We start from the raw sequence: 14836 nt of genomic DNA, 5'->3' as shown, positions 1-14836 counted from the left end.
TCTCTTTATATGATAGGATATTGTGTATTCTAGTATATTCGATTTGAAAGGAAGTGAGCACGTGAGTCAGAGCTGGAAGATACGCGATGTAGTAATTCCTAACCGCGTCGTTGTTGCTCCAATGGCTGGTATTTCCAATGCTGCCTTTCGTGTTGTTTGCAAGGAATTTGGTGCAGGTCTAGTTGTGTGTGAGATGATTTCTGATCATGGAATCATTTATCGCAATAAGAAAACTTTAAGTATGCTACAAGTGGATCCACGTGAACACCCAATGAGTATTCAAATTTTTGGTGGTAGTGAGGAAACTTTAATTGAAGCAGCGCATTATGTTGATACTCATACTGCAGCTGATATTATTAATATCAACATGGGCTGTCCTGTTCCTAAAGTCACTAAAACTGATGCAGGCGCTCGTTGGTTGCGTGATCCAAATAAGATTTATCAAATGGTTCATGCTGTAGTTAAAAATGTTGAAAAACCTGTGACTGTAAAAATGCGTACAGGTTGGGATAGTAAGCATATTTTTGCTGTTGAAAATGCTTTAGCTGCGCAAGAAGCTGGTGCTAGTGCGATTGCAATGCATGGTAGAACACGTAAGCAAATGTATGCTGGAGAAGCAGATTGGGAAATTTTAAAAGAAGTTGCTGATCACCTTACTGTTCCATTTATTGGTAATGGTGATATAACTAGTCCTGAAAGAGCTAAACAAATGCTTGATGAAGTAGGTGCAACTGCAGTGATGGTAGGACGTGCTGCTTTAGGTAATCCTTGGATTATTAAAGATATCGAGCATTATTTAGAAACAGGAGAAAAGCTTCCTCCACAAACTGTCCAAGAAAAAGTTCAAACGGCTAAAGATCAACTTAACGGATTAATTGAATTAAAGGGAGAAAAAATTGCAGTTCCTGAATTTAGAAGACAAGCTGCCTACTATTTGAAAGGAATTCCCCGCTCAGCTCGAACCCGTGCTAAAATAAATGATGTTTGGACTAAACAAGAAGTTTTTGACTTGCTAGATGATTTTGTTGCAAAATATGAAGAAAGACAAAAACAAATTATAAAATAAACAAAGGAGTTTTTAGAGTGGCAAAGAATGAGATGAATGACCAACTTATTGTCCGTCGTGAAAAGATGGATGAGATGCGTGAAAACGGCATTGAACCTTTTGGTGTAAGAAAGTTTGATCGTCAAGATTTAGCGCGTACTTTAAATGAAAAGTATGCAAATGAAGACAAGGATGAATTAAACTCAGATATGCCTAAAACCAAGATTGCAGGTCGTATGCTTGCAAAACGTGGTAAGGGTAAAGTTGGTTTTGCCGATCTTTACGACCGTACTGGTAAAATTCAAATTTATGTTCGTAAGGATATTGTTGGGGAAGATAACTATAAAATTTTTAAGAAATCTGATATTGGTGATTTCTTAGGAATCGATGGTGAAGTAATGAAGACGGATACTGGTGAATTAACCATTCGTGCTACTCATATTACTTTCTTATCAAAGGCTCTTCGTCCATTGCCTAATAAATGGGATGGATTAAAAGATGTTGAACAAATTTATCGTCAACGTTACTTGGATCTTATTACTAACCATGAAAGTTACGAACGCTTTGTTAACCGTACTAAGATTGTTAAGGCAATCCGTAACTACTTAGATAGCCGTGATTTCTTAGAAGTTGAAACTCCTGTCTTACATAATATTCCAGGTGGTGCTGAAGCTCGTCCTTTCATTACTCATCACAATGCTTTAGACATTAGTCTTTACATGAGAATTGCTTTGGAACTTCCATTGAAGCGTTTGATTGTTGGTGGGATGGAAAGAGTATACGAAATCGGTCGTGTATTCAGAAATGAAGGTGTTGATACTCGTCACAACCCAGAATTTACTGAACTTGAAACTTATGCAGCATACTGGGACTTCCACGATGTAATGGATGAAGCAGAGGGTATTATTAAAGCTGCTGCTAAGGTAGTTACTGATGATGGTAAGATTAATTACCAAGGTACTGAAATTGATTTAGGTAAGCCATTCCGCCGTGTTCACATGGTAGATATTATTAAGGAACAAACTGGTGTTGATTTCTGGAAACCAATGACTTTGGAAGAAGCTAAGAAGATTGCTGAAGAACATGGTATTCACGTTGAACCATTCTGGAAAGTTGGCCACATCATCAATGCCTTCTTTGAGGAATTCGGTGAAAAGTCTATCGTTGACCCAACCTTTGTTTATGGTCATCCAGTAGAAGTATCACCCCTTGCTAAGAAGAATGCGGACGATCCAAGATTTACTGATCGTTTCGAAATCTTTATTATGGGTACTGAATACGGTAATGCCTTTTCAGAATTAAATGACCCAGTTGACCAACGTCACCGTTTCGAAGCTCAAATGGCTGAACGTGAAGCCGGAAACGATGAAGCTGATATGATCGATGAAGACTATATTCGTGCAATGGAATTTGGTATGCCTCCTACAGGTGGTCTTGGTATCGGTATCGACCGTTTAGTAATGCTCTTAACTGATGCACCAGCTATTCGTGACGTTCTTTTGTTCCCAACAATGCGTCCTGAAAAGGTTGAAGATGTAGATGCTGAAGTTCAAGCTGATCTTAAGAAAAAAGCTAATAAAAAGAATAAATAAAAAAAGTGTTTGCAAATAAGATTAGATTTGTTATAATCTTATTTGTACTGCGGAAGTAGTTCAGTGGTAGAACATCACCTTGCCATGGTGGGGGTCGCGGGTTCGAATCCCGTCTTCCGCTCCAAAGAATAAAGACTCACCTTCCGGTGGGTCTTTTTATTTTCTCGGGATGTGGCTCAGCTTGGTAGAGCGCTACGTTCGGGACGTAGAAGTCGCAAGTTCAAATCTTGTCATCCCGATTATAATAATTATATTTTCTTAAAGTCGTCTAGTCACTAGGCGGCTTTTTCTGATAATTGTTATAATGAACTAGTTAAACGTTAAATATTTTACTTTTTTTCACTTAAGGCTTAAAATGTTTAGCTAAAGATTGCAACTTATAAAAAATTAGTAAGGCGGTGCAAAATGGAAAATTCTTACAGTAAAAATGCAAAGGAAGCTCTGAGAATTGCACGAGAACAAGCGCAAAATTTTCAACACCGAATTATTGGTACTGAGCATGTCTTGCTCGCACTAGTAATCGAATCTGAGGGAGAAGCTGGTAAGTTATTACGCGAAAATGGTGTGACACCAACTTTGGTTCGTGAGGAAATTGAACGCTATACTGGTTATGGCTCGAGTTCTCAAACAAATTATATGGAGATGTCTCCTCGCTTGGATTTGGTTTTAAAATACGCTAAGCAAAAGGCGGACAGTTTGGGTTCAGGTAAAATTGGTACTGCTCATATTTTGTTAGGATTACTAGCAAGTGATCAAATTTTGGCTAGTATGATTCTGAAAAACTTGAATGTCGATCCTAAGATGATTGTAGATGAAGTCAAAGAAATTTTATCTGATCGTAGCGAAGATGGTCCTACCGATAGTAATGGAAAGTCTTTAACGCCAACTTTAGATAAAGTAAGTGTTAACTTGAATAAACGAGTTTTAGAAGGCGGTATAGATCCCGTTATTGGTCGTGATAAAGAAATTAAACGAATGATTCAAATACTTGCTCGTCGTACTAAAAATAATCCTGTTTTAGTGGGCGAACCGGGTGTAGGTAAAACAGCAGTTGCTCAAGCAATTGCGGCGGCCATTGTTAATCAACAAGTTCCTGCAGATTTAATCCATAAGCGAGTTATGGCTTTAGATATGGGAAGCTTGATTGCTGGTACTAAATATCGTGGTGAATTTGAAGATCGAATGAAAAAGATTTTGAAAGAAGTTCATGATGATGGTGAGGTAATCCTATTTGTTGATGAAATGCATACTTTAATTGGTGCCGGTGGTGCTGAAGGTGCTATTGATGCTTCTAATATTTTAAAGCCATCTCTTGCTCGTGGTGATATTCAAATGATTGGTGCGACGACTTTTGATGAATATCAAAAGTATATTGAAAAAGATTCTGCTTTGGCTCGTCGGTTCCAGCAGGTAAAAATTGGTGAACCATCTAAGGACGCAACAATTGAAATTTTACGTGGCTTAAGACCTAAATATGAAGCTTATCATAATGTTAAAGTTACAGATGATGCATTAAAGGATGCTGTTGATTTTTCTGTAAGATATATTTCTAATCGTTTCTTGCCGGATAAGGCTATTGATTTGATTGATGAGGCAAGTGCTGCCGTTAAAATTCAGAATAATGGTGAAATTGATCCTCGTTTAACTAGGTTAGAGACGCAGATTAAATCAACAATTAAACGTAAAGAACAGGCTGTTGAAAATCAAAACTTTATAGAAGCAGCTAACTTACGTGATGATGAAACTAAATTACAAAATAAGCGCAAAGAATTAGAAGAAGATATTGATCATCAAAAAGGGCAACAGGCAGTTGTTACCACTGACCAAATTGCAAAAGTTGTTTCTCAATGGACTGGAGTACCAGTGACTAGAATGAAACACAGCGAAACTAAACGTTTAGCCAATCTCGAAGGTATTTTGCATGAACGAGTTATTGGTCAAGAACAAGCAATTAGTGCAGTAAGTAAAGCTATTCGCCGTAGTCGGAGTGGAATTAAGGATGAAGATCGTCCAATCGGTTCATTCCTATTCTTGGGTCCAACTGGTGTAGGTAAAACAGAATTAGCAAAAGCTTTAGCTGCTGCTGTGTTCGGCTCCGAAAAGAATATCATTAGAGTAGATATGTCGGAATACATGGACCAAGTGGCTACGAGTAAGTTAATTGGTTCAGCTCCAGGATATGTGGGTTATGAAGAGGGGGGCCAACTTTCTGAAAAGGTCCGTCGTGATCCATACTCAGTTATCTTGCTTGATGAAGTTGAAAAGGCTCATCCAGAAGTATTTAATCTGCTTTTGCAAGTTCTTGATGAAGGATTTTTAACTGACTCTAAGGGACGTCGCGTTGATTTTAGAAATACAATTATTATCATGACCTCTAATTTAGGGTCAAGAGCTTTGCAAGAAGATAAAGTAGTCGGTTTTTCTGCTGAAAAAGCTGATTTAGATAAGTTGCGTGCTGAAAAGGTTAAGCAAGCAACTAAACAATTCTTTAGACCAGAATTTTTGAATCGAATTGATGAAATGGTTGTCTTTGATAGCTTAACTAAACCAGAACTTCGCCAAATTGTTACTTTGATGACACAACGTTTAGTTAGACGGTTAGCAAGTAAAGATATTACTTTAAAACTTTCTCCAGCTGCTTTAGATGTTTTAGCTAAAGATGGTTTTGATCCAGAAATGGGTGCTCGTCCATTACGTCGTTCAATTCAGCGGGATTTAGAAGATCCAATTGCCCAATACTTAATTAGTAATGAGCTATCTGCTGGTCAAACTTTAAAAGTTGGGGCTAGTCATGGTAAATTAAAGTTCAATATTCTTACGGATAAAAAGCTAGTAAATAGCTAGCCTAAAGTATTGACAAATTTGAAAAATCAGTATAAAATTATAAGCTGTTTAAAAGGCTGAAATTCAGGATTCTACCGATCTATTGTCCGGTAGAATGATAAAACAAAAACGACATAGGTTTTGTTGTTTTTGTTTTTTTATACCCAAATTTGTCCTTTTTGCAAAATGTAACACAAATGTAATATTAGCTTCTAGATAAAAATGGAAAGGATGTTTTCTTTGTTAGGACACGCTGTAAACTACGGTCATCAACGTACAAGACGCAGTTTCTCACGTATTAAAGAAGTATTGAAATTGCCTAACTTGACTGATGTACAAACGCAATCTTACAAGTGGTTTCTTAATGAAGGTATCCGTGAAATGTTTGATGACATTATGCCAATTTCAGACTTTTCCGGAAAGCTTTCGCTTGAGTTTGTAGACTACAAACTTTTGAAACCTAAATATACTCTTGAAGAAGCTCGTGATCACGATGCCAATTACTCTGCACCGCTTCATGTAACTTTAAAATTAACCAATCATGAAACTGGTGAAATTAAAACCCAAGATGTATTCTTTGGTGAGTTTCCCTTGATGACTGACTCTGGTACTTTTGTAATTAATGGTGCTGAAAGAGTTATCGTTTCCCAATTAGTTAGATCACCTGGTGTTTACTATCATTCTGATTTTGACAAGAATGGTCGTCAAATTTTTGGTGCTACCGTTATTCCTAACCGTGGAGCTTGGCTTGAATACGAAACTGATTCTAAAGACTTGGCTTATGTCCGTATCGACCGTACTCGTAAGCTCCCATTGAGTATTTTAATTCGTGCATTGGGCTTTGGTTCTGATGATGAAATTCAAAACATCTTTGGTGACAGTGATTCCTTACGTTTTACTTTAGAAAAAGATATTCACAAGAATCCAGCTGATTCTCGTGTTGCTGAAGCTTTAAAGGATATTTACGAAAGATTACGTCCTGGTGAACCTAAGACTACTGATTCATCAAGATCACTTCTTTATGCTAGATTTTTTGATCCAAGAAGATATGATTTAGCACCTGTTGGTCGTTACAAGATCAATAAAAAGCTATCTCTAAAGAACCGTCTTTTGAGACAAACTCTAGCAGAAACTTTAGCAGATCCAGATACTGGTGAAATTATTGCTAAGAAAGGCACAGTAATTAATCATGAAATTATGGACAAACTTTCTCCATATTTAGATCGTGATGACTTCAAGATGGTAACTTACCAACCATCAGAAGAGGGTGTTTTACCTGATCCTGTTACTGTTCAAGAAATTAAAGTTTACTCCAAGGTTGATCCTGAACGTGTAGTGAAGCTTATTTCTAACGGTCACATTGCTGATGATGTTAAATACTTAACTCCTGCTGATGTATTAAGTTCAATTAACTACTTCTTTGCACTTCAAGATAATATCGGCAACGTTGATGATATTGACCACTTGGGTAACCGTCGTATCCGTCGTGTGGGTGAATTGCTTCAAAACCAATTTAGAATTGGTTTAGCAAGAATGGAACGTGTGGTTCGTGAAAGAATGTCAATCCAAGACATTTCTACTGTTACACCACAACAATTAATTAATATTCGTCCTGTTGTTGCTTCAGTTAAAGAATTCTTTGGTTCATCTCAATTATCCCAATTTATGGATCAAAATAACCCACTAGGTGAGTTAACTCACAAGCGTCGTATGTCAGCATTAGGACCTGGTGGTTTGTCACGTGATCGTGCTGGTTATGAAGTTCGTGACGTGCACTATACTCACTATGGACGTTTATGTCCTATTGAAACTCCTGAAGGTCCTAACATTGGGTTAATTAACTCTTTAGCAACTTATGCTGTTGTAAATAAGTATGGTTTTATTGAAACTCCATATCGTCGTGTTTCTTGGGATACTCACAAGGTTACCGATAAAATCGATTACTTAACTGCTGATGTTGAAGATAACTACATTATTGCCAGTGCTAACTCTCCTTTAAACGAAGATGGTTCATTTAAAGACAAGATTGTTTTGGCTCGTCATAGGGAAGAAAACCTTGAAGTTAGCCCTGATAAGGTTGACTACATGGACGTTATTCCTAAACAAGTAGTATCTGTAACTTCTGCATGTATTCCATTCCTTGAAAACGATGACTCAAACCGTGCTTTGATGGGAGCTAACCACCAACGTCAAGCTGTTCCTTTGATTAATCCACATGCGCCAATTGTTGGTACTGGTATGGAATATCGTGCTGCTCATGACTCTGGTGATGCAATCTTAGCTCAAGAACCTGGTGTTGTAGAATATGTTGACGCTAATGAAATCCGCGTTAGAAGAGATGACAAAACTTTAGATAAGTATGTTCTTGAAAAGTATCGTCGCTCAAATGCAACTAAGAACTACAACCAAACTCCAAATGTTCATCAAGGGGACAAGGTTGTAGCAGGTGAAGTTATTGCTGATGGTCCTGCAATGGATAGAGGCGAATTGGCTTTAGGTCAAAACCCAATTATTGCCTTTACCACTTGGAACATGTATAACTTTGAAGATGCCGTTATGATTTCTGAAAGAATGGTTAAGGAAGATGTATATACATCAATCCATATTGAAGACTATGAATCAGAAGCTCGTGATACTAAGTTAGGACCTGAAGAAATCACACGTGAAATTCCTAATGCTGGAGAAAATGCGCTTAAGGACCTTGATGAAAGTGGTATTGTCCGTATTGGGGCTGAAGTTCATGATGGTGATATTTTAGTTGGTAAGGTTACTCCAAAGGGTGTAACAGAATTATCAGCTGAAGAACGCTTGCTTCACGCAATTTTTGGTGAAAAAGCACGTGAAGTACGTGATACATCCCTTCGTGTACCACATGGTGGTGGCGGTATCGTCCAAAATGTTCAAATCTTCACTCGTGAAGCCGGTGACGAATTACCACCTGGTGTTAACCAAATGGTTCGTGTCTACATTGTTCAAAAGCGTAAGATTCAAGTTGGTGATAAGATGGCTGGTCGTCACGGTAACAAGGGTACGATTGCTATTGTTGCTCCAGAAGAAGATATGCCATACTTACCAGATGGTCGTCCAGTTGATATTTGTTTGAACCCAATGGGTGTGCCTTCACGTATGAATATCGGACAGGTTTTAGAATTACACTTAGGTATTGCGGCTAAACAACTTGGTGTTCACGTAGCAACCCCAGTATTCGATGGTGCATCTGAAGATGATATGTGGAAGATGGTTCGTGAAGCTGGTCTTGGTAAAGATGGTAAGACTGTTCTTTACGATGGACGTACAGGGGAACCTTTCCACAACAGAGTTTCAATTGGTATTATGTACTACTTGAAATTAACTCACATGGTTGATGACAAGATGCACGCTCGTTCAATTGGGCCTTACTCATTGGTTACTCAACAACCTCTTGGTGGTAAAGCACAATTTGGTGGACAGCGTTTCGGTGAAATGGAAGTTTGGGCACTTGAAGCATATGGTGCTGCCTACACTCTTCAAGAAATCTTAACTTACAAGTCTGATGATGTTGTGGGTCGTGTAAAGGCATATGAAGCCATTGTTAAGGGTGAAAAAATTCCTAAGCCTGGTGTTCCTGAATCATTTAGAGTTTTGGTTAAAGAATTACAATCTCTTGGTTTGGATATCAAAGTCTTAGATATGAACCATAAAGAAATTGAGCTACGTGATATGGATAATGATGCAAGTGAGCATTTAAATATCGATAAATTATCTGAAATGGCTCAAAAGCAAGAAAAGAAGAAGTTAGCCGAAGAAGCCGCAAAAAATAGTGATGATGCAAAATCTAAAGATTCATCAGATTCATCAGATGATAAGGTTTCTAAGTAATATAGGAGGTTAAACTTTTGATCGACGTAAATAAGTTTGAAAGTATGCAAATTGGTTTGGCTTCACCAAATAAGATCAGAAGTTGGTCTTATGGTGAGGTTAAAAAACCTGAAACCATTAACTACCGTACTTTGAAACCAGAAAAAGATGGTTTGTTCGATGAAAGAATTTTCGGACCAACTAAAGACTGGTCTTGTGCTTGTGGTAAGTACAAGGGTGTTCGTTATCGTGGTATTGTATGTGATCGTTGTGGTGTTGAAGTAACTTCTTCTAAAGTAAGAAGAGAACGCATGGGTCACATCGAATTAGCTGCTCCAGTTTCTCATATCTGGTATTTCAAAGGTATCCCATCCCGTATGGGTCTTGTTCTTGATATTTCACCTCGTTCACTAGAAGAAGTAATTTATTTTGCTGCATATATTGTGATTGATCCAGGTGATACTGATCTCGAATATAAACAACTTTTAACTGATGCTGAATATCGTGAAAAGAAGGCAAAATATGGCAACCGTTTTACTGCAAAAATGGGTGCCGAAGCCATTAAAGATCTTCTTCAACAAGTAGATGTTGATAAAGAAGTTAAAGAACTAAAAGAAGAATTAAAGACTGCACAAGGTCAAAAGAGAACTCGTGCTATCAGACGTCTTGATATTTTAGATGCGTTTAAGCATTCTGGTAATAAGCCTGAATGGATGGTTATGGATTGTATTCCAGTTATTCCACCAGACTTACGTCCAATGGTTCAACTTGATGGTGGTCGTTTCGCTGTTTCTGATTTGAACGATTTATATAGACGTGTAATTAATAGAAATAATCGTTTGAAGAGATTGCTTGATTTAAATGCTCCTCGTATCATTGTTCAAAATGAAAAGAGAATGTTACAAGAAGCGGTTGATGCTTTGATTGATAATGGTCGTCGTGGGCGACCAGTTGTTGGACCAGGTAACCGTCCACTTAAATCACTTTCTCATATGTTAAAGGGTAAGCAAGGTCGTTTCCGTCAAAACTTGCTTGGTAAACGTGTTGATTACTCAGGTCGTTCAGTTATTGATGTTTCACCAAAATTGAAATTCTATCAATGTGGTGTTCCACGTCCAATGGCTCTTGAATTATTTAAGCCATTTGTAATGCATGAATTGGTAAAACGTGGTTTAGCTTCAAATATTAAGAACGCTAAGCGTAAGATTGACCGAGAAGATGATGACATTTGGGACATTTTAGAGGATGTTATCAAAGAAAGACCAGTTCTTTTGAACCGTGCCCCTACTCTTCACCGTTTAGGTATCCAAGCTTTCGAACCAGTTTTAGTTCCAGGTAAGTCAATTAGACTTCACCCATTAGCTTGTGAAGCTTACAATGCTGACTTTGATGGTGACCAAATGGCTATCCACGTGCCTTTATCTGATGAAGCTGTTGCTGAATCACGTCTTTTGATGCTTGCAGCTCACCATATTTTAGCACCTAAAGATGGAAAGCCAATTGTTACCCCATCTCAGGACGTGGTTTTGGGTAATTACTGGTTAACTCAAGCTGAACGTGGTCGTGAAGGTGAAGGTATGATTTTTGATTCACCAGAAGAAGCTGCAATTGCGTATGCAAATGGTGATATTCACTACCATACTAGAATCGGGTTAGCTGCTGATTCTATGCCTGAAAAGCCATGGCCAAAGGGTTATGAACATGGAATTTTTGTAACTACTTATGGTAAGTTAGTGTTTAATCAAATCTTCCCTAAAGATTTCTTCTACCTTAATGATCCTACTCAAGAAAACTTAACTCATCCAATTGATGAAAAGTATTTCTTGCAACCAGGTGAAGATATCCACGAAAAATTGGATAACATGAGACTAGGTGATGCCTTCAAGAAAGGCTTCTTATCAGATGCGATTGCTCAAGTTTACAAAGAGTACAAAGTTCAAAGAACTTCAGACCTTTTAGATGACATGAAGGAATTAGGATATACTGCATGTACTACCTCTGGTCTAACCATTGGTGTTGAAGATATTCCTGAGATTACTGATAAGGATGATATTGTAGCTGAAGCTCGTAAGAAAGTTGATACTGTTTCTAAACAATACCGTCGTGGATTAATTACTGATGAAGAAAGACATGATCGAGTAATCAGTATTTGGAACCAATGTAAGGACGTTGTACAAAACGAAATTGCTCAAATCCATGCTCCAAGAAATCCAATTACTGTCATGGCCGATTCTGGTGCGCGTGGTAATATTTCTAACTTTACTCAGTTAGCTGGTATGCGTGGTTTGATGGCTGCTCCTAACGGAGGTATGATGGAAATTCCTGTTACTTCAAACTTCCGTGAAGGTCTTACTGTTTTGGAAATGTTCATGTCTACTCACGGTGCTCGTAAGGGTATGACAGATACTGCTTTGAAGACTGCTAACTCTGGTTACTTAACTCGTCGTTTAGTAGATGTTGCTCAAGATGTTATTATTCGCGAAGAAGATTGTGGTACTGATCGTGGTTTGACTGTACACGCTATTACTGAAGGCGATGAAATGATTGAACCATTATTTGATCGTTTAGTTGGTCGTTACACTTCTAAGAGTGTTTATGATCCTGAAACTCATGAAGTAATTTGTCCAGCTGATGTAATGATGGACGAAGATATGGCCCACAAGATTGTCGATGCTGGTGTAAGCGAAGTAACAATTCGTTCCGTATTTACTTGCAACACTCAACATGGTGTATGTAAGAAGTGTTATGGTATGAACTTGGCTACTGGTGAAGATGTCGAAGTTGGTGAAGCAGTTGGTACTGTTGCCGCTCAATCAATTGGTGAACCAGGTACTCAATTGACTATGCGTAACTTCCACAATGGTGGTGTTGCTGGTGCAGCTGATATTACTCAAGGTCTTCCTCGTGTTCAAGAATTATTTGAAGCTCGTAACCCTAAGGGACGTGCAGCAATTTCTGAAGTAACTGGTGAAGTTGTTTCAATTGAAGAGGACCCAGCTGAACATACTCGTCAAATCACTGTTAAAGGTCAAACTGATACTAGAACTTATGATGTTCCTTATACCGCATCTGTTGCAGTGAGTGAAGGTGACCATATTGAACGTGGTGAAAAATTAACGCTTGGTTCAATTGATCCTAAGGAATTAATTAGAGTTCGTGATGCTTTGACTACTGAGAAGTATATTTTGAGTGAAATTCAAAAAGCCTACAGAATGCAGGGTGTAGAAATTGCCGATAAGCACGTCGAAGTAATGGCTCGTCAGATGTTACAAAAAGTTCGCATTTTGGATCCAGGTGAAACTGATATTTTACCAGGTGAATTAATGGATATCGGCGAATTTAGAGAGAGAAACAAGGAAGTTATTACTTCAGGTGGTATTCCAGCTACTGCACAAAGTGTGATTCTTGGTATTACTAAGGCTGCTTTGGAAACTAACAGTTTCTTATCTGCTGCTTCATTCCAAGAAACTACTCGTGTCCTTACTGATGCTTCAATTCGTGGTAAAAATGATCCATTGCTTGGTCTTAAGGAAAATGTTATTATCGGTAAGATTATTCCTGCCGGTACTGGTATGCCTGTATATCGTGAAATGGAACCAAAGGTTGACGGACCAGTGGTTGTAGATGAAAAGAAGCCACTTCAATCTATTGCAGATGTTAAGAAAAAAATGGACGCTGCTGATAAAGAAAAATCAAAATAAACTTTAAGCTTAGTTAAAGTTCAATACATTTGTGTTTTAAAAAGGGACTATCGTTGCGATAGTTCCTTTTTTGTTTGCTAGAATAAGCTATTAATGATAAAACCGCAGAAAATAAAAGGGATAAAAGGTAATGAAGAGGAAGTATGATTGAAAACGTAATAAATTAAAAGTAAAATGCATCCTATAAGTAAAATATGAACGGCTATTAAAGTTCCAAGATACAATGCTAGTAAAATGAAAATTATTAAATCGCCCAGTCCCATTTTCTTTTTTAATATTTGAATAATAAAAAAGAAACTTATGAAAAGCAAAGTTACCCATTCAGTTAAGATAAATCTATGATAAGAGCTTATTGGCGAAAGGAATGTGATTAATGTTAAAGGAATAATAAATACAGTTGAAAATTCTTTTTCTTGATAATCTTGAAGACTAATAACTAATAGATAAAAGATAAATAATATATTTAAAATATCAAACCTTTCATAAAAAGTAATTTTTAAAAATGCAAAGCCACCAAATATTTCTGAAATAATAGTGATTATAGGAATAGTTGCGTGGCAAAATTTACACTTTCCCTTATTATGTATAAAAGAATAAATTGGAATTTCATCAAGAAGAGAAAGTTTAATATGGCAAGTATCACAATAAGAGCTTCCATAGATAAAATTAGTATTGTCTAAGCGCTGGACAAGTACTAAAGCATGGGACCCAAGGCAGCTACCAATTATAAAGTTAAGTATCAGAGTAATTATTTCCATTTTTTCACCTCAATTATATGTACGCAAAAAAATAAAAGCTGTGAAAATTTATTAAAAATGTTGACCCACGAGTTTATTCGCGTTAAACTATTTTTTGTGCATATAAACATGATGTCCGTGAGGTCAAAAAGAAACTCCCGGATGTGTGAACAAATTAGGAGGAACATTTAATGCCAACAATTAACCAATTGGTTAGAAAAGGCCGTCACTCTAAGACGACTAAATCTAACTCACCAGCTTTAAACTATTCTTACAATAGTATGAAGAAGAAGATGAACTACACTCCAGCTCCACAAATGCGTGGTGTTGCAACTCGTGTAGGTACTATGACACCTAAGAAGCCTAACTCAGCTTTACGTAAGTATGCTCGTGTTCGTCTTTCAAACATGATCGAAGTTACTGCTTACATTCCTGGTATTGGTCATAACTTACAAGAACACTCAGTAGTATTAATTCGTGGTGGTCGTGTAAAGGACCTTCCTGGTGTTCGTTACCACATTGTTCGTGGTGCTTTGGATACTGCAGGTGTTGATGGCAGAAAACAAAGCCGTTCTAAGTACGGTGCAAAGAAGGACTAATAGGAGGAATTCAGAATGCCTAGAAAAGGTAAAGTTGCTAAGAGAGACGTTTTAGCAGATCCAGTTTACAACTCTAAGTTGGTTACTAAGTTAGTAAACCATTTAATGATTGATGGTAAGAAGGCAAAGGCATCTTCAATTCTTTACGATGCTTTTGACATTATTCAAGATAAGACTGGTAAAGAACCAGTTGAAGTTTTTGAAGAAGCTATGAACAATGTTATGCCTGTATTGGAAGTTAAGGCTCGCCGTATCGGTGGTTCTAACTACCAAATCCCAGTTGAAGTTCGTCCTGAAAGAAGAACTACTCTTGGTTTAAGATGGATTGTTTCATACGCACGTTTACGTAATGAACATACTATGGATGAACGTCTTGCAAATGAAATTATGGATGCTGCAAACAATACTGGTTCTGCAGTTAAGAAACGTGAAGACGTCCACAGAATGGCAGAAGCAAACCGTGCATTTGCTCACTACCGCTTCTAATCGTTAGTTTTTAAAG

Annotated in this window: 8 protein-coding genes and 2 tRNA genes; 9 read left to right on the top strand and 1 reads right to left on the bottom strand. The window is 37.5% G+C overall.

The window, feature by feature from the left end:
• Positions 1 to 61 precede the first annotated feature (61 nt).
• The 7 genes from dusB (at position 62) to rpoC (ending at position 12998) form a co-directional block, all read left to right on the top strand.
• Positions 62 to 1066 carry a tRNA dihydrouridine synthase DusB gene (gene dusB, locus HDR40_RS04540; RefSeq protein ID WP_290626979.1) on the top strand — a complete coding sequence of 335 codons (1005 nt, stop codon included), beginning with the start codon at positions 62 to 64 and terminating at the stop codon, positions 1064 to 1066.
• Between the two features lie 17 nt (positions 1067 to 1083).
• Positions 1084 to 2637: a lysine--tRNA ligase gene (gene lysS, locus HDR40_RS04535; protein ID WP_290626977.1), complete on the top strand. Its 1554-nt coding sequence runs from the start codon at positions 1084 to 1086 to the stop codon at positions 2635 to 2637.
• Between the two features lie 49 nt (positions 2638 to 2686).
• Positions 2687 to 2761, top strand: a tRNA-Gly gene (locus tag HDR40_RS04530).
• 41 nt (positions 2762 to 2802) lie between these two features.
• Positions 2803 to 2876: transfer RNA gene (locus HDR40_RS04525), tRNA-Pro, on the top strand.
• A 166-nt stretch (positions 2877 to 3042) separates the two neighbouring features.
• Complete coding sequence (locus HDR40_RS04520) at positions 3043 to 5481, top strand: ATP-dependent Clp protease ATP-binding subunit (RefSeq protein WP_290626975.1); 2439 nt, start codon at positions 3043 to 3045, stop codon at positions 5479 to 5481.
• 210 nt (positions 5482 to 5691) lie between these two features.
• Positions 5692 to 9318 carry a DNA-directed RNA polymerase subunit beta gene (locus HDR40_RS04515; RefSeq protein WP_290626973.1) on the top strand — a complete coding sequence of 1209 codons (3627 nt, stop codon included), beginning with the start codon at positions 5692 to 5694 and terminating at the stop codon, positions 9316 to 9318.
• 17 nt (positions 9319 to 9335) lie between these two features.
• Complete coding sequence (rpoC, locus tag HDR40_RS04510) at positions 9336 to 12998, top strand: DNA-directed RNA polymerase subunit beta' (protein ID WP_290626971.1); 3663 nt, start codon at positions 9336 to 9338, stop codon at positions 12996 to 12998.
• 77 nt (positions 12999 to 13075) lie between these two features.
• On the opposite strand, the gene HDR40_RS04505 is transcribed toward rpoC, so the two are convergent.
• Positions 13076 to 13756, bottom strand: coding sequence for a prepilin peptidase (locus HDR40_RS04505; protein WP_290626970.1), 681 nt, complete (start codon positions 13754 to 13756; stop codon positions 13076 to 13078).
• Between the two features lie 170 nt (positions 13757 to 13926).
• Between HDR40_RS04505 and rpsL the strand changes: the two genes are divergently transcribed.
• Together rpsL and rpsG are read left to right on the top strand one after the other, a co-directional pair.
• Entirely contained in the window at positions 13927 to 14334 is a 408-nt protein-coding gene (gene rpsL, locus HDR40_RS04500; protein WP_290626968.1) for a 30S ribosomal protein S12, read from the top strand.
• A gap of 15 nt (positions 14335 to 14349) precedes the next feature.
• Positions 14350 to 14820: a 30S ribosomal protein S7 gene (rpsG, locus tag HDR40_RS04495; protein ID WP_265483515.1), complete on the top strand. Its 471-nt coding sequence runs from the start codon at positions 14350 to 14352 to the stop codon at positions 14818 to 14820.
• Positions 14821 to 14836: the final 16 nt, after the last annotated feature.

The organism is Lactobacillus sp., assembly GCF_014803895.1.
The sequence above is the reverse complement of the archived record's forward strand: the minus strand, read 5'-3'. Positions and strand labels throughout refer to the sequence as shown.